This window comes from Deinococcus sp. Leaf326, from assembly GCF_001424185.1.
Lineage (GTDB): Bacteria > Deinococcota > Deinococci > Deinococcales > Deinococcaceae > Deinococcus.
In genome coordinates this window covers 489,467-512,365 of the sequence record NZ_LMOM01000001.1, presented here as the reverse complement: position 1 = coordinate 512,365, position 22,899 = coordinate 489,467, and the positions used below count along the sequence as shown (strand labels likewise).

At 68.3% G+C, this 22,899-nt stretch carries 19 protein-coding genes; 10 read left to right on the top strand and 9 right to left on the bottom strand.

What is annotated here, in order from left to right; translation table 11 throughout:
* The first annotated feature begins 39 nt into the window (after positions 1 to 39).
* The 3 genes from mnmA to ASF71_RS02535 all read left to right on the top strand — a co-directional run bounded on the left by mnmA (position 40) and on the right by ASF71_RS02535 (position 2,887).
* A complete protein-coding gene (gene mnmA, locus ASF71_RS02545) occupies positions 40 to 1,182 on the top strand; it encodes a tRNA 2-thiouridine(34) synthase MnmA (protein ID WP_056294306.1) in 1,143 nt (380 codons plus the stop codon).
* 44 nt (positions 1,183 to 1,226) lie between these two features.
* Positions 1,227 to 1,820, top strand: a complete 594-nt coding sequence (locus ASF71_RS02540; protein WP_056294302.1) for a TetR/AcrR family transcriptional regulator — start codon at positions 1,227 to 1,229, stop codon at positions 1,818 to 1,820.
* 233 nt (positions 1,821 to 2,053) lie between these two features.
* Positions 2,054 to 2,887 (top strand): alpha/beta fold hydrolase, encoded by an 834-nt coding sequence (locus tag ASF71_RS02535; RefSeq protein WP_056294299.1) that lies wholly within the window; start codon positions 2,054 to 2,056, stop codon positions 2,885 to 2,887.
* 59 nt (positions 2,888 to 2,946) lie between these two features.
* On the opposite strand, the gene ASF71_RS02530 is transcribed toward ASF71_RS02535, so the two are convergent.
* Positions 2,947 to 3,648, bottom strand: coding sequence for an SDR family NAD(P)-dependent oxidoreductase (locus tag ASF71_RS02530; protein ID WP_056294294.1), 702 nt, complete (start codon positions 3,646 to 3,648; stop codon positions 2,947 to 2,949).
* A 106-nt stretch (positions 3,649 to 3,754) separates the two neighbouring features.
* Between ASF71_RS02530 and ASF71_RS02525 the strand changes: the two genes are divergently transcribed.
* Complete coding sequence (locus tag ASF71_RS02525; RefSeq protein ID WP_056294292.1) at positions 3,755 to 4,615, top strand: helix-turn-helix transcriptional regulator; 861 nt, start codon at positions 3,755 to 3,757, stop codon at positions 4,613 to 4,615.
* A gap of 28 nt (positions 4,616 to 4,643) precedes the next feature.
* On the opposite strand, the gene ASF71_RS02520 is transcribed toward ASF71_RS02525, so the two are convergent.
* Positions 4,644 to 5,102, bottom strand: a complete 459-nt coding sequence (locus tag ASF71_RS02520; protein WP_056294286.1) for a hypothetical protein — start codon at positions 5,100 to 5,102, stop codon at positions 4,644 to 4,646.
* Positions 5,103 to 5,106: 4 nt separating this feature from the next.
* Positions 5,107 to 7,458 carry an ATP-dependent DNA helicase RecG gene (gene recG / locus ASF71_RS02515; protein WP_056294283.1) on the bottom strand — a complete coding sequence of 784 codons (2,352 nt, stop codon included), beginning with the start codon at positions 7,456 to 7,458 and terminating at the stop codon, positions 5,107 to 5,109.
* Positions 7,459 to 7,590: 132 nt separating this feature from the next.
* Here recG and cax point away from each other — a divergent pair, with 132 nt between their 5' ends.
* Positions 7,591 to 8,667, top strand: a complete 1,077-nt coding sequence (gene cax, locus ASF71_RS02510; protein ID WP_082505328.1) for a calcium/proton exchanger — start codon at positions 7,591 to 7,593, stop codon at positions 8,665 to 8,667.
* Between the two features lie 87 nt (positions 8,668 to 8,754).
* Here cax and ASF71_RS02505 read toward each other — a convergent pair whose 3' ends face one another.
* Together ASF71_RS02505 and ASF71_RS02500 are read right to left on the bottom strand one after the other, a co-directional pair.
* Positions 8,755 to 9,711, bottom strand: a complete 957-nt coding sequence (locus ASF71_RS02505) for a hypothetical protein (RefSeq protein ID WP_056294278.1) — start codon at positions 9,709 to 9,711, stop codon at positions 8,755 to 8,757.
* Between the two features lie 368 nt (positions 9,712 to 10,079).
* Positions 10,080 to 11,528: an MDR family MFS transporter gene (locus ASF71_RS02500; RefSeq protein WP_056294273.1), complete on the bottom strand. Its 1,449-nt coding sequence runs from the start codon at positions 11,526 to 11,528 to the stop codon at positions 10,080 to 10,082.
* A 275-nt stretch (positions 11,529 to 11,803) separates the two neighbouring features.
* Between ASF71_RS02500 and fdhF the strand changes: the two genes are divergently transcribed.
* The 3 genes from fdhF to ASF71_RS02485 all read left to right on the top strand — a co-directional run bounded on the left by fdhF (position 11,804) and on the right by ASF71_RS02485 (position 16,300).
* Entirely contained in the window at positions 11,804 to 14,875 is a 3,072-nt protein-coding gene (fdhF, locus tag ASF71_RS02495; protein WP_082505327.1) for a formate dehydrogenase subunit alpha, read from the top strand.
* Between the two features lie 80 nt (positions 14,876 to 14,955).
* Positions 14,956 to 15,468 carry a DUF1641 domain-containing protein gene (locus ASF71_RS02490; RefSeq protein ID WP_056294270.1) on the top strand — a complete coding sequence of 171 codons (513 nt, stop codon included), beginning with the start codon at positions 14,956 to 14,958 and terminating at the stop codon, positions 15,466 to 15,468.
* 37 nt (positions 15,469 to 15,505) lie between these two features.
* Positions 15,506 to 16,300: a formate dehydrogenase accessory sulfurtransferase FdhD gene (locus ASF71_RS02485; RefSeq protein ID WP_235514093.1), complete on the top strand. Its 795-nt coding sequence runs from the start codon at positions 15,506 to 15,508 to the stop codon at positions 16,298 to 16,300.
* A 130-nt stretch (positions 16,301 to 16,430) separates the two neighbouring features.
* Here ASF71_RS02485 and ASF71_RS02480 read toward each other — a convergent pair whose 3' ends face one another.
* Entirely contained in the window at positions 16,431 to 17,789 is a 1,359-nt protein-coding gene (locus tag ASF71_RS02480; RefSeq protein WP_056294267.1) for an acyl-CoA dehydrogenase family protein, read from the bottom strand.
* 125 nt (positions 17,790 to 17,914) lie between these two features.
* On the opposite strand from ASF71_RS02480, the gene ASF71_RS02475 reads away from it, so the two are divergent.
* Positions 17,915 to 18,448 (top strand): hypothetical protein, encoded by a 534-nt coding sequence (locus tag ASF71_RS02475; protein ID WP_056294264.1) that lies wholly within the window; start codon positions 17,915 to 17,917, stop codon positions 18,446 to 18,448.
* Between the two features lie 12 nt (positions 18,449 to 18,460).
* Here the strand turns inward: ASF71_RS02475 and ASF71_RS02470 are convergent, their stop codons facing one another.
* From ASF71_RS02470 to ASF71_RS02460, 3 genes are all read right to left on the bottom strand, one after another.
* Positions 18,461 to 19,924, bottom strand: a complete 1,464-nt coding sequence (locus ASF71_RS02470) for an aspartate aminotransferase family protein (RefSeq protein WP_056294260.1) — start codon at positions 19,922 to 19,924, stop codon at positions 18,461 to 18,463.
* Between the two features lie 41 nt (positions 19,925 to 19,965).
* Positions 19,966 to 20,610, bottom strand: coding sequence for an NUDIX hydrolase (locus tag ASF71_RS02465; protein ID WP_056294257.1), 645 nt, complete (start codon positions 20,608 to 20,610; stop codon positions 19,966 to 19,968).
* Between the two features lie 181 nt (positions 20,611 to 20,791).
* On the bottom strand, positions 20,792 to 21,268 hold the full coding sequence (locus tag ASF71_RS02460) for a GNAT family N-acetyltransferase (RefSeq protein ID WP_056294254.1): 477 nt from the start codon (positions 21,266 to 21,268) through the stop codon (positions 20,792 to 20,794).
* Positions 21,269 to 21,610: 342 nt separating this feature from the next.
* On the opposite strand from ASF71_RS02460, the gene argJ reads away from it, so the two are divergent.
* Positions 21,611 to 22,774, top strand: a complete 1,164-nt coding sequence (gene argJ, locus ASF71_RS02455) for a bifunctional glutamate N-acetyltransferase/amino-acid acetyltransferase ArgJ (protein WP_056294251.1) — start codon at positions 21,611 to 21,613, stop codon at positions 22,772 to 22,774.
* Positions 22,775 to 22,899: the final 125 nt, after the last annotated feature.

Sequence of the window (22,899 nt, the reverse complement as noted above, 5' to 3'; positions counted from 1 at the left end):
ACGCCGGCTTTTGCCGGCGGTCTGTTAGGCTGCGGCGTTATGACGACGGTTCCGGCAGCCCCCACTTCTTCGCCCTCGCCCGCGCCCGTGGCGGGAGAACGGGTGCTGTGCGCGATGTCGGGCGGCGTGGACTCCAGCGTGACGGCCGCGCTGCTCAAGGACCAGGGGTATCAGGTCGTGGGCGCCATGATGCGGTTCTGGCCCGACGACAAACGCGTCGACACCTTCGACAGCTGCTGCTCGCCCGACGCCGCCTACGAGGCCCGGCGCGTGGCCGAGCAGGTGGGCGTGCCCTTCTACCTGCTGGACTACCGCGAGCAGTTCCAGCGCCACATCGTCGGGCCTTTTCTGGACGAGTACGCGCGTGGGCGCACCCCCAACCCCTGCGTGAACTGCAACACCAAGGTCAAGTTCGACGAACTGGTCAAGAAGGCGCGGATGCTCGGCTGCCGATATGTGGCGACCGGCCACTATGTCAAGCGGGTCGAGAACGCGCGCGGCGAGGTCGAGTTCTGGCGGGGCGACGATCCCCGCAAGGACCAGACCTACTTTCTGTGGGGCACGCCGCGGGACGCGCTGCCGTACATCCTGTTCCCGGTAGGCGAGCTGGAAAAGCCGCGTGTGCGCGAAATCGCCGCCGAAAAGGGCCTGCTCACCGCCCGCAAGCCCGAGAGCCAGAACATCTGCTTCGTGCCGGGGAAGGTGCAGGACTACGTCGCTGAGCAGCTTCCGCAGGTGAGCGGCCAGATTCGCGAGATCGCCTCGGGCGAGGTCGTGGGCGAGCACCTGGGCACGCAGTTCTACACGCTGGGTCAGAAGAAGGGCCTGGGTCTGTTCCAGTCTCACCGCGTGCGGCACGTGGTTCACCTCGACCCCGCGACGAACACGGTCTGGGTCGGCGACTACAACGACTGCCTGTGGACCGGGCTGCGCGCCGAGGGCGCCAACTACCTGCTCGACCTCGCCGAGCTTCCGCGTGAGCTGGAGGTGCAGGTGCGCTACCGCACGGCGCCGGTCCGGGCGCGGGTCACGCACGCCGACGAGCACGGATTCTCGCTGGAATTCGACGAACCTCAGTTCGCGGTGGCCCCCGGTCAGAGCGCGGTGCTGTATGACGGCCCCCGGCTGCTGGGCGGCGGCCTCATCGCGGACCACGTGCGGGAACTGCCCGCCCTTCACTGAGGGCTGGTTGACTTCTCTCTACCGGCAGGTAGATACTCGGCGTTATGGTTCAGCGGTCCCTCACCGAAAAAGGCGATACGGCCGCGCAGATTCTGGACGTAGCGCAGGAGCTCGTGCAACTGCGCGGCTTCAACGCCGTGAGCTACAGCGACATCAGTCGCCGGCTGGGCATCCGTAACGCGAGCGTTCATTACCACTTTCCCGCCAAGACCGACCTCGGTGTGGCCCTGGTGCGCCGTTACCGCGAGCGCCTGGAGGTGCACCTGGCCGCCATCTCGGCGCGGGGGCTGCCACTGCCCGAGCGACTTGACGCCTACCTGCTGGCCTACCGCGAGGTGGTGCATCCCGACGGCCGCATCTGCCTGTGCACGGTTCTGGCCAACGACTTTATCACCCTCCCCGAGACCATGCAGGCCGAGGTTGCCCAGTTCTTCGAGCTGAACAGGCGCTGGCTGGCCGCTGCGCTCGCCGAGGGCCAGGAAAGCGGCGAGATGGCAGCCACCCAGCCCCCGGAACAGGCCGCAGCTGCCCTGCTCGCCGGGTTGGAAGGCGCGATGCTGCTGGCCCGCGCTTCGGGCGACACGGCCCAGTTCGAACCGCTGGCCCGCATCCTGATGGAACAACTGCGCGCCGCCTGAAGCCCTGGCCTGCCCGCCGCTGCCGTGGAGATCTGTCCACGGCAGCTTTGTCTGGTTGCGGGCTCCAACGGTTTCATCCCTTTCTGATAGGAAACAGGGTGCGATTTGACTGGTCCCGAGAGCCTTGAGGTCATCTTCATCAAGTAGGGTCAAGTCTGTCTACCTACGGATAGATAACTATAGACTGAGCCTGTTCGCCGAGTTCATCCGTCTCTCTCAGGAGGTTTCACGCTATGCCCTACATTACCGTCGGTCAGGAAAACGGCCAGCCCATCGAACTGTTCTTCGAGGACCACGGCCAGGGTCAGCCGGTTGTGCTCATCCACGGCTATCCCCTCAACGGCCGTTCGTGGGAACGCCAGGAAGCGGCGCTGCTCCAGGCCGGCTACCGCGTCATTACCTATGACCGCCGGGGGTTCGGGCAGTCGAGCCAGCCTTCTTCGGGCTACAACTACGACACCTTCGCCGCCGATCTTGACGCGCTGCTCTCGCACCTCAACTTGCAGGACGTTGTGCTCGGCGGCTTCTCGATGGGTACGGGGGAAGTCACCCGTTACATCGGCCGCTACGGCTCGGCGCGCGTGAAGAAGGCCGTGCTGATCGGGGTGATCCCGCCGTACCTCCTGAAGACCGACGACAACCCCGAAGGGGTGGACGGCAGCGTGTTCGAGGGCATCAAGGACGCGGTGCGTAAGGACCGTTTCGCCTACCTGACGGATTTCTTCAAGAACTTCTACAACACCGACAAGCTGCTTGGCACCCGCGTGAGCGAGGAAGTGCTGCACGCGAACTTCAACCTCGCGGCCCGCGCCTCGGCCACCGCCACCCTGCAGTGCGTCGACGCCTGGCTCGAGGACTTCCGGGCGGATGTGGCCAAGATCGACGTGCCCACGCTGATCATTCACGGTGACGCCGACAACGTGTTGCCTATCGCCGCGACGGCCCACCGCCTGCCCGCGCTGATCCAGGGCAGCGAACTGGTGGTCGTCAAGGACGGACCGCACAACATCCTGTGGACCTTCCCCGACGAAGTGAACACGGCGCTCCTCGCCTTCCTCAAGAAGTAGGGCGAACATCGGCGGGGCGGCCCTCACGCTGGGGGCCGCCCGCTGTCATGGTCCGGCGCTTACCAGCCGACCGTCCCCGCGCGGTCGATGAAGCGCCCGGTGCCCGCTTCCGGACCCTCGGTCGCCAGGGTGACGACGGCGTCCGTGCCCTCCTGAACGGTCTGGTAGCCGCTGTTGCTGTTGAAGTCGGTCGCGGTGTAGCCGGGGTCGGCCGCGTTGAACCGGATCTCCGGCAGCGCCCGCGCGTACTGGAGGGTGAGCATGGTGACGGCCGACTTGGACGCTGTGTAGAGCGGGGCGATGACCCTGGACTCGATCCGTTCGGCGTCGTGGACGCGGTCGAAGGAACCCAGACCGCTGGTGACGTTGACGACCGAGGGCTGCGCCGACCGCCGCAGTAGGGGCAAGAAGGCGTGGGTCACGCGCACGATGCTCGCCACGTTGGTGTTGAAGACCTCCAGGGCGTCCGGCCCAGTGAGTTCCCCGGCGGGAACGTGGGTGCCGAGAATGCCGGCATTGTTGATGAGCACGTCCACACGGCCCTCGTGCGCCTGAACGTCGGCGGCGGCGCGGGCCACCGACTCGTCGTCGGTGACGTCGATGAGCACGAAGCGAGCGCCGCCGCCCAGCTGTTCGGCAGCCGTGTGGCCGCGCTCGGGGTCGCGCGCACCGATCAGGACCGTGTGGCCGAGTTCGCTCAGGCGGCGGGCAGTTTCGAATCCAAGGCCCTTGTTGGCGCCGGTGATGAAGGTGATGGTCACGGCGCCAGTGTGCGGCAACGGACGCGCGGCAACCAGGGTCTGTCTGTCGGTAGGACCAGCAGTCCCCCCCTCGGGCGTGCCCAGGGGCGGAGCTACACTCGGGGGGATGAGCCCTGTGGACACCAGCCTCGCTACGACCCTGCGGACGTGGCGTGACCGCCTCTCTCCGCCCCAGCTAGGCACCGGTACCGGGGGCACGCGCCGCGCGGCGGGTCTGCGGCGCGAGGAACTGGCCGAGCTGGCTGGGCTGTCGGTCGACTATCTCGTGCGGCTTGAGCAGGGCCGGGCGACCACGCCGTCGGCGCCGGTCGTCGCCGCGCTGGCCCACGCCCTCCGGCTCAGCCGGACCGAGCGCGACCACTTCTACCGCCTGGCGGGGCTTCAGCCGCCCGGCGACCATGCCGTCAGCGAGCGCATCTCGCCGGGGGTGCAGCGCGTCCTCCAGCGGCTGGGCGACGTGGCGGTCGCCGTCTTCACGGCCGACTGGCGCCTGCTGTGGTGGAACGGAAGCTGGTCGGCGCTTCTGGGCGATCCGTCCGGAACTGCCCCCGAGGACCGCAGCTTCGTCTATGCGCGGTTTCCTGTGCCGGGCCGGCGCGGCTTTGTCCCGGCCTGGCCGGTTCATTCCGAGCGCCCGGAGGCGACCGACCGCGCGGTGGTCGCCGACCTGCGCCGCGTGACCACGCAGTACCCCGACGATCCGCACCTGGCCGAACTGCTGACCACCCTCCTGGAAGGCAGCCCCGACTTCGCCCGGCTATGGCGTGCGGGGGCGGTCGGCGAATACACCGGCGACCGCAAGACGGTCGAGCATCCCCTCGTCGGGGAGATCGTGGTGGACTGCGACGTGCTGTCCACCGGCGAGGACGGCCTGCGGATCGTCGTCATGACGGTTCCTGCGGGCAGTCCCGACGCCCTCAAGCTCGCACAGGTGAGCCGCGCCGGGGAGGCGCCTGTACCCCGCTAGGCCTATGCCGCACTGGGCCCGCGCCCCACTAGCCTCGCGGCGGGTCCAGCCGGTTCCACTTCCACCAGGTCGTGTGAGACGCGCCCTGCTCGACCTTATACTCGCGCGCGCAGCGCAGGCAGCGGCACCAGAAGGTCATGTTCCAGTCGGGTGGGGTGGTGCGCAGGGTCCGGGTGTGCCCCCGCGCCTGTTCCTGTTCGGGGTCGTAGCCCAGATACCCCTCGTAGACCTCACAGGAACACCGCCGGTCTCCCGCAGCCCCGATGACCCGCAGCGCCTGAGCGAGATGCAGGTCGTTGTCCAAGAGCATTCCGCCCAGCTCCAGGCCGGCGGTGGCGCGGCGAATGTGGGGCAGGTGGGGGGCGAGGGCCAGCAGCGTCTCCCGGCTGGCCTGCTGGATGACCCTCCCCGAGGCGGACCAGACCCGGGAGCCCTCCCCGGAGGTGAGTTCGGCGAGCAGGCCCGCTGCGTCCGGCGGGGTGTCCATCTGCTCAGATCACCTCGCGGAAGGCCACGCTCTGCGAGCGGTTCTGTAATTCGGCGCGCAGGTAGCCCAGGCGGGGATGCTCCAGCCGGGGGTCGTGGGCCAGAATGTGCTTGGCGAGTTCGCGCGCCTGCTCAATGATCTCGGCGTCGTTGGCGAGGTCGGCGAGGCGCAGGTCCGGAATCCCGCTCTGGCGGGTGCCGCGCAGCTCGCCGGGACCGCGCAGCTTGAGGTCGGCCTCCGCGATGACGAAGCCGTCAGTGCTACTTTCGATGATCTTGAGGCGCTGGCGGGTCTTCTTGCTGTGCTCGCCGGCCACGAGGACGCAGTAGCTCTGGGCGCTGCCACGCCCGACGCGGCCCCGGAGCTGGTGAAGCTGCGCGAGGCCGAAGCGCTCGGCGTTTTCGATGACCATCACCGAGGCGTTGGGCACGTCCACCCCCACCTCGATGACGGTCGTGGACACGAGCACGTCGAACTCGCGCGCCCGGAAACGTTCCATCACGTGGTCCTTCTCGGCGGCCGACATCTTGCCGTGCAGCAGGTCCACGCGCGCCTCGGGCAGTAAAACCTTGAGGTCGTCGGCGAGCTGCGTGGCGGCCAGCAGTTCCAGGTTCTCGTTCTCCTCAATGAGGGCCGTGACCACGAAGGCCTGCCTGCCCTCGCGGATCTGGCGCATGACGAATCCGTAGGCCTGGGCGCGGTGGGTGTCCTGGATGAGCTTGGTCTCGACCGGCGTGCGGCCCGGCGGCAGTTCGTCGATGACGCTGAGTTCCAGGTCGCCGTAGGCAGTGAGGGCCAGACTGCGCGGAATTGGGGTGGCCGACATGACGAGCACGTCGGGGCGGCTCCTGAGCAGCTTGCGCCGCTGCTGCACGCCGAACCGGTGCTCCTCGTCCACCACCGCCAGCCCCAGGTGGTCGAACTGCACGTTCTCCTGGATCAGGGCCTGGGTGCCCACGACCACGTCCACGTCGCCCTGGGCGATGCGCGTCTGCATCTCCAGCTTGGTCTTGGGCGTCATCGCGCCGATGAGCAGGCCCACCCGCACGTCGAGCTGCCCCAGGTAGCCCACGAGATTGGCGTAGTGCTGCCGCGCCAGAATCTCGGTCGGGGCCATCAGCGCGCCCTGGTAGCCGTCGCGCACGGCGAGGTAGAGCGCACAGGCGGCCACCGCTGTCTTGCCGCTGCCGACGTCGCCCTGCACCAGCCGCGCCATCTGGCGGTCGCTGCGCATATCGTCGGTGATCTCCAGCAGCACGCGGCGCTGCGCGTTCGTGAAGCGGAAGGGCAGCGCGCCCTCGAAGGTGTGGATGTCCTCGCCGCGCGCCTCGAACCGCTTGCCCTGCAAGACCGCGTCCTCGCCCTGAAGGAGCATCCGCAGCTCCAGGAACAGGTACTCGTCGAAGCGCAGCCGGGCGGTGGCGCGTGACAGGTGCGCCTCGTCGGTAGGCAGGTGGATGCCCCACAGCGCGTCGGCGAGGTCGGTCACGCCGTACTTCTGGCGCCAGTGCACCGGCAGGTAGTCGCCGGGCGGCGCGGCCTGAAGTGCCTTGTGGGCCGCGCGGCGCAGGAACTCCTGCGAGATGCCCTCCTTGCTGTCGTACACGCCGACGATGCGCCCGGTGCTCAGCGAATCCTGCGCGCCGTCCACCGTTTCCAGGTGCTCGACGCCCAGTTGCACGGTGCGCCCGAACTTCTTGACCCGGCCTGTCAGGACCAAGCGCGCGCCTTCCTTGAGTTGCCGCTCGACCCAGGGCTGATTGAACCAGCTCGCGCGCACCCGGCCGCCCGAGGGGGTCTCGAGCACGATCTCCAGAATCTGCATCCCCGGCTTGGGGCTGCGGCGGTGCTTGCTGACGACCTGCCCCGACACCGTGACCTTCTGGCCTTCCTCGACTTCCGAGAGGTCGGGCAGCGCGCGCCGGTCCTCGTGGCGGTGCGGGTAGGCGTGCAGCACGTCGCGCAGGGTGTGCAGCCCCAGGGTCGCCAGCTTGCGCGCGCCGCCGGGGCCGGTGTCCAGCCGCGCGGTTTCGGCGTCCAGGGGCAGGCGCTCGCCGGGCACGGGCGCCGGGGTGGCCTGCCGGACGGCCTGGGCGCGTGGCCGGGCCGGAGCCGTTCCCTTCTTCTCGGGGGCGTCGAGCAGGGCCAACGCGGCGCTCAGGGCCTCGGCCCGCCCGGCGGCCTCCAGCGCTGCGTAACCGCTCAGTTTTTCGCGGACCTGCGGAAAGGGACTGGCGAGCGGCGAGGCCAGCAGCCGTTCGACGCCGCCCGCCACCACGCGGTCGTGGCAGCCTCCGGAGAGTTCTGCCGCCAGAGGCCGCCGCAGCCGTTCCCGCATTTCCTGAACCGTCGCCATGCCGCGTTCAGGCTAGCAGGCGGGGCGCGGTCCGATTGAGAGCCCTGGCGGGGGCAGACGACCCGACCGGAGGCCCGCTTCATCTGGCCGTTACAATCCGCCCATGTCCGATTTCCCCACCGAGGCCCAGCCGTGAAGTGGCTCAACGTGATGCTGGTGTTTTTGCCCATCGCCGCTTTCCTGGAATACACCGGGGGCAACCCCACCCTCATCTTCATCAGTGCGGCGCTCGCCATCCTGCCCCTGGCGGGCATCATGGGGCAGGCCACCGAACAGCTCGCGGTGCGGGCCGGCAGCGCCGTCGGCGGGCTGCTGAACGCCACGTTCGGCAACGCGACCGAACTCATCATCGCCTTTTTCGCGCTTCAGGCGGGCAAGCTGGAAGTCGTCAAGGCCAGCCTCATCGGGTCCATTCTGGGCAATCTGCTACTGGTGATGGGGCTGGCGGTGCTTGTTGGCGGCCTGAAGTACAAAGAGCAGCGCTTCAACATCAAGACGGCCGGGGCGATCTCCAGCCTGCTCACCATCAGCCTGATCGCTCTGAGTATTCCGACCATCTTCGACTACGCCGCGCGGGCGGTCGCGCCCGAGGCGGCCGCGCGGCTCGACGTGAATCTCTCGGACGCGGCGGCGGTCGTGCTCATCATCATGTACATCTCGTACCTGTTCTTCACGCTGCGCACCCACAGCGACCTGCTCTCGGCCTCGGACGACGACGACGCCGAAGAGCATGACGGCAAGCCCTGGAGCGTGGCGCTGGCTGTCGGGGTGCTGGCGGCGAGTACGGTGGCCGTCGCCTTCATGTCCGAATTTCTGGTCGGCACGCTGGAGGCCGCGACTGCCAGCCTCGGCCTCACCGAGTTCTTCGTGGGCCTGATCCTCATTCCCATCATCGGCAACGCGGCCGAACACGCCGCCGCCGTCATGTTCGCGCTGCGCAACAAGATGAACCTCTCGATGACCATCAGCCTGGGCAGTACGGTGCAGGTCGCGCTGCTCGTCGCGCCGCTGCTCGTGCTCGCGGGCCTGATCGTCGGGCAACCGATGAACCTGGTCGTGACGCCGCTGGAACTCATTGCCATCGTCGCTGCCGTCCTGATCGCCAACTCGGTCGTGCGCGACGGCGAGACCAACTGGCTCGAAGGCGTGCTGCTGCTGGGGGTCTACGTCATCCTGGCCTTCGCCGTGTTCTTCTACCCGGTGGCCTGAACGCCGCCAACAAGCGCGGCCGCAAGGTCAGCACGAAAAGCGCCGCACTCCCGATATGGGGTGCGGCGCTTTCTGGTGGGACTGGACTCAGCGCTTGGTGTTGGCGCGCACGTCGGCAACCGGCACGGCGGGGGCGATGCGGCTGGTCGCGGCGCTGCGGGCACCGAAGACCGAGGCGAGCAGCGTCAGGCCGCTGGCGAGCAGCCAGGCCCAGCCGGCGGTGCTGGCGGCGCCGCGCGCAGCCTGCTCGGCAGCCTGGGCGGTGCGGGTGGCCTGGGTCTCGATGCGGTCCACGGCCTTGTTGATCTCGCCCTGGACTTCGGTCGCCTGGGCGTTGCTCAGGCCCTGACGCTCGAGGCGGGTCACGAACTGCTCGCCGCTCAGCGCCTGACGGATGTTCTGCACGCGGGCCTGGGCGAAGTCGGTGACGTTCGTCAGGTCGGTGTTGCCGAGGTCGTACTGGGCGCGGCGCACGATGCCCGAGACCACGTTGGCCGTGGCAGTCACCTGCTCCTGATTGAGGTCAGTGTTGTCGGCGATTAGGCCTTCGACGTCGGCCGGCGAGATGTTGTTGAAAAAGCCCTGGACGCCGGGGGCCTGGGCGGCACCCGCACCGGCAGCGGCGGCGCCGGTCGCGGCCGTGCCCACCACGCCGCTGACGACGTTGGTCGCGGTGCCCACGAGGCGGCTCGCGCCGTTGAAGGCGAACAGGGTGGTCAGCAGTACGATCAGGCCGCCGGTGATCAGGCCGGTCATAGTGGCGTCACCGTGGGTCATGGCGGCGATCCCGTCGTCGTTCCTGGTGGCCGGCACGCTGGCCCGCACGGCGGTCAGGCCGGCGGCGTAGGCGCCTACCAGCGCGGCGATGGCGGCCCAGATGGCGGCGGCAATGCCCACGCCGGTCAGGGTCAGGCCGGTCAGGGCCGTGATGACGGCGCCCAGGGCGATGATGGTCAGGGTGCTGACGAGGCCCATCACGAGGCCAGCGATGACGCCGCGCCACGAGAGGCGCTGGGAAAGACGGTCGGCATTCAGGGTGGTCACGGTAGGCTCCTTGGGTAACGGAAAGACTCGGAAAAGAACGGGGCGGTCGGCTCGGGTTTCAGGCGGTACCTGCGCTCCGAATGCCCAGACCTTAGCCCCCAGTGTGACTTTTCGCTCAGCCCCAAGAACTTAAGATGTGACTCATGAGCCGGCCCTGAGAAACGCCGTTGCCGTGCGGGTCGGCCTCCGGGTGGCACGGACTCTGGGGGCTGTAGAGAGCGTTCATGTGCCTCCTGCCCCCGCGGAAGCGTGGTTTGAGATACCGACAGCGTGGCGCCATCCCAGAGTAGGCGCGCCGCGCCCAAGTCCCAAAGAGGGCGGCCGGAGGCAAATTTGCTTCCGGCCGTCCAGCTTTCCTCACGTGGGGCTCAGTCCTGTCCCAGGGGAACGGGTTCGGCAGGGGAGGCCGGCGCGGCGCGCACCACGGGCAGCCACAGGCTTACCACGAAGGCGGCCGCGACCAGCCCCAGCGACAGGACATACGCCCGGCGCAGGCCTTCGGCAAGCTCGAAGCCGCCCGCCGCGATGGCCGCCGGTCCGATGAGCAGCGCCATGACTGCCGTCCCGAGCGCGCCGCCCATCTGCCGGGCGAACAGCACGCCGCTGGTCACGGCGCCGAGCTCACCGCCCGTGGCCGATTGCTGGGCCGCCAGCAGCAGGCTGAGCATCGAGAACCCCATGCCCATGCCGACCGCGAACCCCAGCGCGCTCGTGACCCACAGCGGCGCGTGGACCGCCAGGATCAGGAGGGCAAACATCACCACGAGCAGCGCGAACCCCAGCTGAGAGAGCCGCGCCAGGGGCACCGAACGGATCAGCCGGGCCGAGAGGATGCTCGTCAGGGTCCAGCCGACGAGCATGGGGGTCAGGATGGCCCCGGCCGCCGTCGCGCCGCCGCCCGACAGACTCTGGGCGTACAGCGGCAGGTAGGCGATAACCCCGAAGTAGGCCGCGCCCCCGAGCAAATTGCCGGCGAAGGCCACCCCCGGCACGCGCTCGCGCAGCGCCTTCATGGGCAGCAACGGGGCCGGGTGACGCAACTCGGTGGCGATGGCGCCGGCCAGCACGAGGACCCCCAGCCCGGCGAGCAGCCACGCCCGGGTTTCCAGGCCCCAGACGATCAGGGCGCTGCCGGCCGTGAACAGCGCCGCACCGGGCCAGTCGAGCCGCGCCGCCCGGCGAATGCCCGTCTGCTTGAGAAAGCGCGCGACGAGGGCGAAGGCCAGCACCCCAAAGGGCAGTGAAACCAGAAAGGTCCAGCGCCACGACAGCGAATCGGTGAGCCAGCCGCCCAGAAGTGGCCCGGCCAGCCCCGAGATGCCCCACACCCCACTGATGAAGGCCTGCACCTTGCCGCGTTCCTCGAGGTTGTACAACTCGCCCACGATGGTCAGCGAGATGGTGAGCAGCGCGCCTGCGCCCAGGCCCTGCACCGCCCGCGCGCCGATGAGCCAGGGCATGCTCTGCGCCGCGCCGCACAGGGCGCTGCCGATCAGGAACAGCAGGACGCCGACGAGGTACAGCTTCTTGCGTCCCAGGATGTCCGACCCCCGGCCCCACAGCGGGCTGGAGACCGTGCTGGTCAGCAGGTAGACGGCAAAGGGCAGCGCGTAGAGCGACTCGCCGCGCAACTCGCGGATCACGCTGGGCATGGCGGTCGAGACCACGCTGGCCTCCATCGCGTTCAGGAAGATGCCCACCACCAGCCCGGCAGTCGCCAGGGCGCGCAGGCGCAGCTCGGCCGGAGTGGGCGGGGTAGGAACAGGGGGCGCCCCGGCGGCAGCGGCGCCGGACGGGGCAGAGGGGAGGTCGGTCATGCGGCCAAGGCTACTCCGCCTGCCCCCGCCGTCTGTAGGCCAATGGGTCAATAACGGCGCTCCGGGAGCCGCGCGAGTCCGGAACCGCTGCGCCGTGGCCGGTGAGGCAGGACAGCGGTCGCTGCGTCGAACGCCCCTTCACGCTGGCTCAATGTGGGGACGGCTCAATGTGAACAGGTCGCCTCGTTCCTATACTGGCGCACGTCTCCCGCACTGACCCGCCGTACTTTTCCTGGGCTTCACTCCTGCACAGCACCTCTAAAGGCGGCTTTCACATGGACCAGACCGACCATCTTTCCCACGCCAACGATGCCCATCTGCGCGCCCGTGTCGGGCCGGCGCACCTGCCTACCGGGCCCGAGGCGACCGTCTTCATCGACGGCGCCGCGTTCCAGGCCTGGGAGGGCGAGCCGCTGGTGGACGCCATCAACCGCGCCCAGATCAAGCTCGCGCAGGTGTGCTACCACCCGCAGCTCGGCCCCATCCAGACCTGCGACACCTGCGCCGTCGAGATTGACGGAACCGTCGGGCGGGCCTGCGGGACCCATGTCACGGCCGGCATGACAGTACGCACCCAGACCCTCGCGGCCCGCGCGGCGCAGCGCGACGCCTACGACCGCATCGTGGGCAACCACGACCTGTACTGCACGGTCTGCGACAACAACAACGGCAACTGCACGGTGCACAACACCCTGGGCCTGCTGGGCATCGACCACCAGACGCGGCCCTTTCAGCCCAAGGGCTACGAGAAGGACGAGTCCAACCCCTTCTACCGCTACGACCCCGACCAGTGCATCCTGTGTGGCCGCTGCGTCGAGGCCTGCCAGAACGTGCAGGTCAACGAGACCCTGAGCATCGACTGGGAGGCGGGCCAGCCGCGCGTGCTGTGGGACGGCGGCGCGCCCATCGGCGAGTCGAGCTGCGTGAGCTGCGGCCACTGCGTCACCGTGTGCCCGTGCAACGCCCTGATGGAAAAGTCCATGATCGCCGAGGCGGGCATGTTCACCGGCATTCCCCTGCCGGTGTGGAACGCCTCCATCGATCTGGTCAAGGGCACCGAGGCGGCCACCGGGCTCAAGCCCATCATGAACGTCTCGGAAATCGAGTCGGCGGGCCGCGAGGGCTACATCGAGAAGACGAAGACGGTCTGTACCTACTGCGGGGTGGGCTGTTCCTTCGAGGTCTGGACCAAGGACCGCCACATCCTCAAGGTCGAGCCCGGCCAGGGTCCGGCCAACGGCATCTCGACCTGCGTGAAGGGCAAGTTCGGCTGGGACTACGTGAACAGCGGCGAGCGCCTGACCACCCCACTCATCCGCGAGAACGGTCGGTTCCGGGAGGCGACCTGGGACGAGGCGCTGGACCTGATCGCCTGGCGTTTCGGGGAGATCCGGGCCCAGCACGGCCCCGACGCGCTGGCCTTCATCGCCAGCAGCAAGGCGACCAACGAAGAAGCCTTCCTGGTGCAGAAGTTCGCCCGGCAGGTCATCGGCACGAACAACGTGGACAACTGCTCGCGCTATTGCCAGTCGCCCGCGACCCAGGGCCTGGTGCGCACGGTGGGCTACGGCGGTGACTCGGGGACCATCTACGACATCGAGAACGCCGGCCTGGTCATCACGGTGGGCAGCAACACTGCCGAGTCGCACCCGGTCCTGGCGACCCGTGTCAAGCGCGCGCACAAGCTCGCGGGCCAGAAGCTGGTCGTCGTGGACATCCGCGAGCACGAGATGGCGACGCGCGCCGACGTGTTCCTGCGCCCCCGCCCCGGCACCGACTTCGTGTGGCTCTCGGCCATCAGCAGGTACATCCTCGACAACGGGCTGGAGGCCAAAGACTTTCTGGCCGGGCGCGTGAACGGCCTGGGGGAGTTCAGGGAGTCGATCGGGGACTACACCATGGAGTATGCGGCCGAGGAGACGGGCATCGCCCGCGAGGACCTCGAACGGCTCGCGCACATGATCGTCGAGTCTTCGGGCACCTGCATCCTGTGGGCGATGGGCGTCACGCAGCAGTGCGGCGGCTCCGACACGAGCACCGCGATCTCGAACCTGCTGCTGGTCACGGGCAACTACGGGCGCACCGGCACCGGCGCGTACCCGCTGCGCGGCCACAACAACGTGCAGGGCGCGTCCGACATGGGGGCCATGCCCGACCAGACGAGCGGCTACCGCAAGGTCACCGACCCCCTGAACGTGCAGACCCACGAGCGCGAGTGGGGCGTCACCCTGCGGCCCGAGCGCGGTCTGGACAACACCCAGATGATCGACGCGGCCATCGCGGGCCAGCTCAAGTCGCTGTGGCTGACCGGCGAGGAAATGGGCCTGACCGACGCCGACGCCAATCACCTCGTCGGGGGGTATGAGGCGCTCGACTTCTTCGTGGTGCAGGACCTGTACTTCACCTACACCGCGCAGTTCGCCGACGTGGTGCTGCCCGCCAGCCCCAGCCTGGAAAAGGAAGGGACGTTCACGAGCACTGAGCGCCGTATCCAGCGGCTGTATCAGGTCATGGACCCCCTGCGCGGCACCAAGCCCGACTGGCAGATCTATACGGCAGTGGCCAAGCGCCTGGGGCACGACTGGGGCTACACCCACCCCAGCCAGATCATGGACGAGGTTGCCCGCCTGTCGCCCATCTTCGCGGGCGTGAGCTACGAGCGCCTGGAGGGCTTCGATTCGCTCGTGTGGCCGGTCGACGAGAGCGGCACCGACACGCCGCTGCTGTACACCGAGCGCTTCAACTTCCCTGACGGCAAGGCCCGCCTGTACCCGGCCGAATACCAGCCGCGCCAGCACGCTCCCAACGCGGAATTCGACCTGCACCTGAACTCGGGCCGGATGCTGGAGCACTTCCACGAGGGCAACATGACCTTCAAGGTCGAGGGCATCGCCGAGAAGGCGCCCGACTCGTTCGTCGAACTCAGCCCCGAACTCGCCGCTGAGTGCCGTGTGACGACCGGGCAGTACGTCCGCCTCATCAGCGAGAGCGGCGCGATCCGCCTGCGCGCTCTGGTCACCGGCCGGGTGAGCGGCAACGAGGTCTACGTGCCGATGAACTCGGCCAAGTCGGAGAACGCGGTCAACCACCTCACCGGCCAGAACCGCGACCCCGTGACCCACACGCCCGCCTACAAGGACACGCGCGTGCGCATGGAGGTGCTGACCGAGAGCGGCCCCAATCCCCTGCCCAAAACCAACCCGCGCTACGGCCACCCCACCCCGCAGGACGGCGTGGAGGTCGAGCGCAAGTGGCAGCGGCCTGATTACGTCTTTCCCGGCGGCGAACTGGCGCTGCTGGGCGACAGCCTCAACCGCCGCGTGGACGGCCTAGGCACTGACGACTGAAGCGGGGCGGGGGAGGGCTGAGCCGGGCAACGGCGCGGCTCCCCTTCCCCGCGCGTCTTTTTACACACCGAGGAACCGATATGGCCAAAGCACTGGACTTTACCCCGCGCGTCAAAACCCCCGAAGAAAAGCTGGGGGAGAGCGTCCACGACTCGGCGCCCGCCCTCGACGAGAGCCTGAAACTGCTGCGTGAGCTGCACGAACACGGCGTGCTGGACGTACTCATCAAGATCGTGCGCGGCGGCGAGGGCCTGAGTGCCGCCGCCATTCACATCCTGGGCGGCCAGAGCGGTACGGCGGTCCTGCGCAACGGCGTGGAGATCGTCAAGATGCTCGAGGGTCTGGACCACCGTGAACTGCGCTCGCTGGGGCACGCGCTGCAACTCGGCGTGAGCGAGGGCGCCCAGAGTGTGGCCCAGGGCAAGGGCGTGGGCCTGGGCGACCTCGTGGGCCTGATGCGGGACCGCGACGTGCAACTGGCGCTAGGAGCGCTGTTCGGACTGCTCAAGGGCGTCGGGCGCGGCCTGCGCGAGTCGCGCGGCGAGGACACCGAGACCGGCAACCAGAGCGAGGTGGACCGCGGCGCCCGCTGAGCCGGGGGTTCCGCCGGGCCTGGGCGCGTTGTTGCGCGTGCCAGCCCTGCGTCTCGCCGGGGGAGCGACCGAGGCACACGAGGATACGCTCGCGGTCGAGGAACCCCTCGAACTGCGGTTGCACGGCCCGGACGGCCCGCTGGCGCTCGCCGTGCTCATGCGCACGCCCGGTCATGACCGCGAGCTGCTGACCGGCTGGCTGGTCTCCGAGGGCCTGCTGCCCGCCGAGCGGACGCTGGACCCCGATCCCGAGAACGCCAACGTCTGGCACCTGCACACGCCCGAATACGCGCGCCTGGCCCTGGGCGCGCGGCTGAGCGTATCGTCGAGTGCCTGCGGCGTGTGCGGCAGCGGCAGTGTCGAGCGTCTCGCCGTGCGCGCGGGGCCGCCCGAGTGGACCGGCGGGCCTCTGGCCCCGGCGGTCGTTGCCGCTCTGCCCGAGCGCCTGCGAGCCGCGCAACCGGGGTTCGGGGCGACGGGTGGGCTGCACGCGGCGGGCCTGTTCACGCCGCAAGGAGAGCTGCTGGCCGCCTTCGAGGACGTGGGCCGCCACAACGCCACCGACAAGGTGGTGGGCTGGGCCGCGCTGCGCGGCGGACTACCGCTCTCGTGGACGGTGCTGGCAGTCAGCAGCCGTGCCGGCTTCGAGATCGTGCAGAAGGCCGTCACGGCGGGCGCGGCGGTGGTCGTGGCGGTTGGAGCGGCGAGCAGTCTCGCGGTGGACACGGCCGCCACCTTCGGCGTGACGCTGTGCGCCTTTACGCGCGAAGGCCGGTTCACGGTCTACACTGCCCCCGAACGGCTGGATCTCCCGGAACCGGGAAGCCGGTAGGACGGTTAGGCAGGTGGGGGCCGTCTCGGCCCAATTCGCGGAACGTCCTCACCCGTGGTGATCCGACAGGACACGAAAGGGGGCCGCCGCCGGGGAATCCTGCCCCGGCGGCCCCCTCTTCAGGCGGTCCTTACACGAAGGCGCTCAGGCCCGTCACCGCGCGCCCTACGACCAGGGTATTGATCTCGTTGGTGCCCTCGTAGGAGTAGATGGCCTCGGTATCGGCAAAGTGCTTGGCGACGCCGTTTTCCAGCAGGATGCCGTTGCCGCCCAGCGTCTCGCGGGCCAGGGCGACCGTCTCACGGCAGCGCGCGGCCGTGACCACCTTGGCCAGGGCGGCGTGCTCGTCACGCATCTCGCCCGCGTCGGCCATGTGCGACAGGCGCAGCACGGTCGCCAACATGCCCGTCACGTTGCCCAGCATGTGCACGACGTGGTTCTGGATAAGCTGGAACTCGCCGATCCGCTTGCCGAACTGCTCGCGGTTCTGGGCGTAGGCCAGCGCCAGTTCGTAGGCCCCCATCGCGCAGCCCACGCCCTGCCACGCCACCCCGGCGCGCGTCAGCTTGAGCACCTCGGCGGTCGTGCGCCACCCCCGCACCTCCTGCAGGCGGTCACTCTCGGGCACGCGGCAGTCGGTCAGGGTGATCTGGCCGTTTTCCACGATGCGCAGGGCGGTCTTGCCCTCGATCTTTTTCACCTCGTAGCCGGGGGTGCCCGCACGCACGATGAAGCCGCGCACCTCCTGCGTGTCCACGTCGCGCGCCCAGATCACCGTGAAGTCGCTGAAGGTCGAGTTGCCGATCCACTTCTTCTCGCCGCGCAGGGTCCAGCCGTCGCCGTCGCGCTTGCAGGTGGTCCGCATCCCCTGGCTGACCTGCGAGCCGCCCTCGGGCTCGGTCAGGCCGAACGCGCCGACAGCCTCGAAATCCATCATCTTGGGCAGCCACTCGGCCTTCTGTTCGGCGCTGCCGCCCAGCGCAATACTGGCGAAGGCCAGACCCGCGTGTACCCCGAAGAAGACGGCGGTGCTCACGTCCACCTTGCAGGCTTCCATGGTGATCAGGCCTTCCATGACGGTCGCGTTGGGTTTGCGGCTGCCGTCCTCATTCCACACCTTGCGCAGCAGGTCGAGCTTGCGCAGTTCGGGAATGAGGTGGCGCGGGAACTCGTCACGGTTCCAGTATTCGTTCATAATCGGCGCGACCTGCGCGTGCATGAAGTCCTTCACCGTCGTCGCCACGGCGCGCTCGTCGTCGCTCAGGCCGTTCAGCTGCCCGAAGAAATCGGCGTCTGGGGCAGGGAGTTCGGGGCGCTTCTGTTCACCACCCGCCATCATGCGCGTGAGCTGCGAGAGCTGTTTGTCGCTCATCTTGGAGGCGGCCCCCAGCAGCGCGGCGAGATCCACCTTCTCGCTCAGGCGACCCAGCGCTTCGAGGTCAATCTGGGCAAGCAGGGCCATCGGGTTCGGGCCGGATTTTGCGGTCATACCTCTATTTTGTACCCGGTTCAAATAAATGGAAAAGTGTGCTGTCCCACGCAGGCATTGGGAAAGACTTGAGAAATGTTCGCGGGCGGCCGGTGCGGGGTGCCGCCGGCGCGTAGCATCGCCCCATGACCTCCGCGCCCAGTATTCGCCCGACGCGGCCCCTGTCCGGCAAACCCGCCGGGTACGTGGGCTTGGCGAGCTATTCCAGTCTGGGGCGGCTCTGGGCGCTGCTGCGCGGAGCGCAGGTGCAGGGGCGCACGGTCTCGCTCGTTCGCGGCGACCCGCCCGAGACGGCGCGGCGGCGTGTTGCGGGCTACGCCCTGAGCGGTGCGGGGTTTTTCGTGGACCCTACGCCGCTCCTCGCCGTGCTGGACGACGGCTTCGAGACGCACCCGGCCCTGGTGGCCCTATTGGCGGGCGACTCCGGGCCGCTGCGCGACGAGCTGAATGCCCATTTCGAGCTGAGGCTCGATTTCGTGGTGGCGCTGACCGCCGGGCGCGACCTCATCGTACGGCCCGAGTTCGCGTTCAGGCCGCTCGTGCCCGGCCTGAGCGCCCTGCCGCCGAGGCTGCCCCTACGGGCCCGCCGGCTGGCCCGCGATGAGGTCAACGTACTGGTGCTGCGGGCCTGCGGGCTGGGTCAGGACACAGGGGGGTAGGAGGCGGGGTTCTCAGCCGTCGCTCGGCGTCCGCTTCTTCGGTTTGCTCGCCGCGAAGGCCGCGAGCCGGGCGAGGAGCTGCGGCGGCGTGTTGGTGAGCAGGTAGCGCGAGCTCGGGTTGAACTGGGTGAAGCGTTCGGTGCGGGCCAGCATCTCCGCGAAGACGTCGTCCGGCATGTCCAGCGCCGGGGTCAGGCGCACGGTGCGCTTGCTGCTCAGGCTGAGGTTGGCCATGACGCCGGCGCCGTGCAGTTCACGCAGCGCCAGGATGGCGGTCGCCTCGTGCGCGAGCTCCTTGAGCATCCCTGGCAGCGGCAGGCCGACCACAGGCTGAAACTGCATTGCCAGCAGCAGGCCCTGGCCGCGTACCGATTCGAGGAGCCGGGGAAAGCGGCGCTGCAGTTCCTGCAGGTGCGCCAGTCCCTGCTGGCCCAGCGCCAAGCTGCGGGCCGGAAAATCGTTCTCGACGAGGTATTCCAGCGACTTCAGGCCCACCGCCATGCTCAGGGCGCCGCCGCCGAAGGTGTTCGAGTGCCGCTTGCTGCTCAGGCCGCCGAGCATCTTCTTGTAGATGGGGCCGCGCACGATGGTCGCACCGACGGCCGTCATGCCGCCGCCGAGCGGCTTGGCGAGCGTGACGATGTCGGGGTCCAGGCCCTGCGCCGCCGACTCGAACCAGTGGCCGGTGCGCCCCAGTCCGGTCTGGATCTCGTCGGCGATCACCACGATGCCGTGCTGGCGGCACAGTTCGCCCAGGCCGCTCAGGAAGCCGGGCGGGGGAATGTTCACGCCGCCCTCGCCCTGGATGGGTTCGACGACCACCGCGATGACCTTGTCCGGCCCCAGGCGGCGGATGAGGTCGCGCAGCGCCTGGAGGTTGCCGTAGGGGCTGGTGAGGGCGCCCGGCACGAGCGGCCGGAAGATGTCCTGGTATTCGGGGTTGGGCGTGAGGCTCAGGGCGCCGTAGGTCTTGCCGTGGTAGCCGCTGGAAAACGAGATGAAGGCGCGCGCCTTCGGCCGCCACGCCTTGGCGAACTTCATCGCGCCCTCGATGGCCTCGGTGCCGCTGGAGCAGAAGAACACCTGACTGTCTTTGTGGCTGGGCAGCTCGCGCGCCAGCAGGCGTACCAGGTTGGCCTCGAGCGCCGCGCGCCAGGGCGAACTGGACTGCTGGGCCAGCCCCATCGCGCGGTTCTGGTCGAGGTAATCGTGCAGAAACTCGGTCAGAACAGGCGGCATGTCGCCGAAGGGCGTGGCCGCGTAGCCGCTGGCATTGATGCGCCGCCGCCCCTGCTCGTCCTCGAGCTCCCAGGGCGTCACGCGGGAGAACGGTCCACCCACGCCGATCAGGTCGAGGCCGTAGAGCAGTTCCTCGTTGCCGTACTGCTGTTCGAGCCGCCGCGTCTCGGCAGGCGTCACGCGCCCGCTCAGCACGTCCTGCGCGCGGATGAAATCCCGGGGAAGGCCAGAGGTCATGCGCAGCAGTTTAGCGGCGCGGCTTCCGGTTCCCGGCGTTCTCAGTCCACATCCACTCCCAGCCCCGGGTTCTGGGCCAGTTCCACCATGCGGCGCACCTGCTCGGGGAGGTTGCGGCCCAGGCTCAGGGGCGGCAGGGCGCCGGGGGCAAAGAAGGCGCTTTCCAGCGTCTCGATATTCTCGGCGTGCGGGTTCTCGGTATGGGCCGTCTCGGGGCCGGTCAGTTCGCACAGCAGGAACAGCTTGTACACGGCCCACAGGTCGGGCGGGTGCGGGTGCTGGGCCTTGTCGAGCGCGGCGAGAAGGCGCACGGGCCGCACCTCGCGGCCGGTCTCCTCACGCACCTCGCGCACGGCGATCATGCGCGGACTCTCGCCGGGGTCGGCCCAGCCGCCGGGCAGGCTCCAGCGGCCGTCCTCGCGTTCGCGGGTCAGCAGTACCTGGCCCGCCGCGTTCAGTACGACCGCCCGCACGTCCACCTTGGGTGTCAGGTAGCCGCGCTCGGCGCGCAGCGTTTCCGTCACCTCGGTCACGTCCTGCCCGGTCTGCGCGGCCAGCAGCTCGGCCGTCAGGTCACGCAGCCGGGCAAAGCGGTCTCGGTCGTAGGGGTCGCGGGTATAGGTCAGGCCCGCCTGGGCGATGGCCTGCAACTCGCGGAGCTGGGCAAGGGTGGGATAGGGCACCATACGCCCCACTCTAGGGGCGGAAGTAGCCGGGTGGCCGGGCGAAACGCCGCGCGTTGAGGCGGCCTGATCGGGCAGCTGATGGAGCAGGCCAGGGGCTACTAAGAACCATGTTGGCTTTCACCGGTCATCCATGACTCCGCCGGCGCAGAAGATGGACCGCTCTCTATCCGCAGAGATTAGCTCAGAGCGTCGCCGTGACCTCTAAACGGGCGACGACTTCCTCGTCCTCTACTTCTCCGGTCTCCTGAAACCCGAGACCCAGATACAAACGGCGTGCCACGGTATTTTCCGGGTGATATGACAGCGCGAATTGGTGATGTCCATGCTGTGCACGGAGCATTGAGAGAGCCGCCGCCACAGCCTTTTTTCCGTAGCCCAACCCCTGAAACGCCGTGTCGATCATGACGCCTCCCAGCCAGCAGCTCTGGTCTGCCGGATCGACCGCCCACATCAAAAAACCGACGATCTGATCTTCTCTACGTAGAGCGAGCGGCGACCAACCTGCCGGGCTGTACTGACAGAGCGCCAGATTGAAGACGGGAGAATTGACATATTCCTGTTGGTCAGGTTTGACCTGGAGCGCAGCGACGGCTCGCCAGTTATTGGAAGTTACGGGTTCGGCAGCAATGTGTGGGGTGAGAGATGTGTTCTTCCGCATCAACCGTTCCTATCAGAAAAGCCGAATAGCCTACATGAGCCATTAGACTGAGGGAAAAACGTGTAGTACCGGGCAAAAGCTTATCCGGAGTTACTATTTAAAACTTCATTTTTCCAATCTTATTCGACTCGTGATTTGTAAAACGCCTAGTGAATTTCAAGAGGTAAAACAGGAACGGTCGGGGGACCAAATACAGCGTAACTCTGAATTGATTGTCGGAGAACAGGGCGCCGTCTGGTGGCCTCCTGCGCCACCGAGGTGGTGGAGGAAGAGGACGAATCGACGCCGGTATCAATATTTTCCGGCGGCCTTCCGCTGGAGAACTGCTCTAGACTCGCGCCCATGAGCGATTCTCCTTTGCAGTTCCCCCGCGGTTTCCGGGCAGCGGCGATGGCGGCGGGCATCAAGCCCAGTGGCAAGACCGACCTGAGCTGCGTGGTCAGCGACACCGACTGCACCTGGGCCTTCGCGGGCACGCGCAGCACCACCGCCGCCGCCAGCGTGCTGCGTAACCGCGAGCTGGCGGGCGCGGGGGGGCCGGTGCGAGCACTGGTGGTCAACGCCGGGGTCGCCAACGCCGCCACGGGCCGTAAGGGCGCTCAGGACAACGCCATGATGGCCGAAGCGCTCTCCAGCGTCTTCGACGTGCCCGAGGATGCGGTCCTGAGTGCCAGCACCGGCATCATCGGCCACCTGCTGCCGATGGACCGGGTCCTGAGCGGCATCGAGCATCTGCCCACCGAACTGGAGACGGCCGCGCTGCCCTTCGCCACGGCCATCATGACGACCGACACCCGGCCCAAGACCGCGCACACCACCCTGAGCACCGGCGCGCGCATCGTGGGCACGGCCAAAGGCAGCGGCATGATTCACCCCGACATGGCGACCATGTTCGCCTTTGCCTTCACCGACGCGGCGGTGGACCAGGCGGCGCTCCGGGCGGCCTTCCCGGCCATCATCGCGCGGACCTTCAACGCGGTCACGGTGGACGGTGACACGAGCACCAGCGACATGGCGGTCGTCTTCGCCAATGGTCAGGCCGGAGCGGCCGAGGAGGCCGAGTTCCTAGCAGCCCTTGAGGGGGTGATGCGCGACCTCGCCCGCCAGATCGCCGCCGACGGCGAGGGAGCCACCAAGCTGCTCACCGTCAAGGTCGCGGGCGCGCGCACCGAGGCCGAGGCCCTGGCTGCCGCCCGGACCTGCTGCGTCAGCCCGCTCCTCAAGAGCGCCGTGCACGGCTCGGACCCCAACTGGGGCCGCGTCATCATGGCGGTGGGCCGCAGCGGCGCGGGCGTGGACATCGAGAAGATGACGGTCGCCGTGCAGGGTACGCCTGTCTTCGCCGGCAAGCCCCTGACCTACGACGCAGCGGCCGTCAGCGGTAGCATGAAGGCCGAGGAGGTCGTCTTTGAGGTGAACCTGGGTGTCGGTGACTCGAGCGGCGAGGCCTGGGGCTGCGACCTGAGCGCCGCCTACGTGAGTATCAACGCCGACTACACGACCTGAGCTAGACTCGCCCGAAGATTCTCAGACCGTTCCTGCCCGCAAGGCGCAAGCCCCCTGCTGGCGGGGCTTTCCTGTGCATTTCCTCATCCGAAATAAGAGAAAATCTGTCACAATAGGAAAGTTGC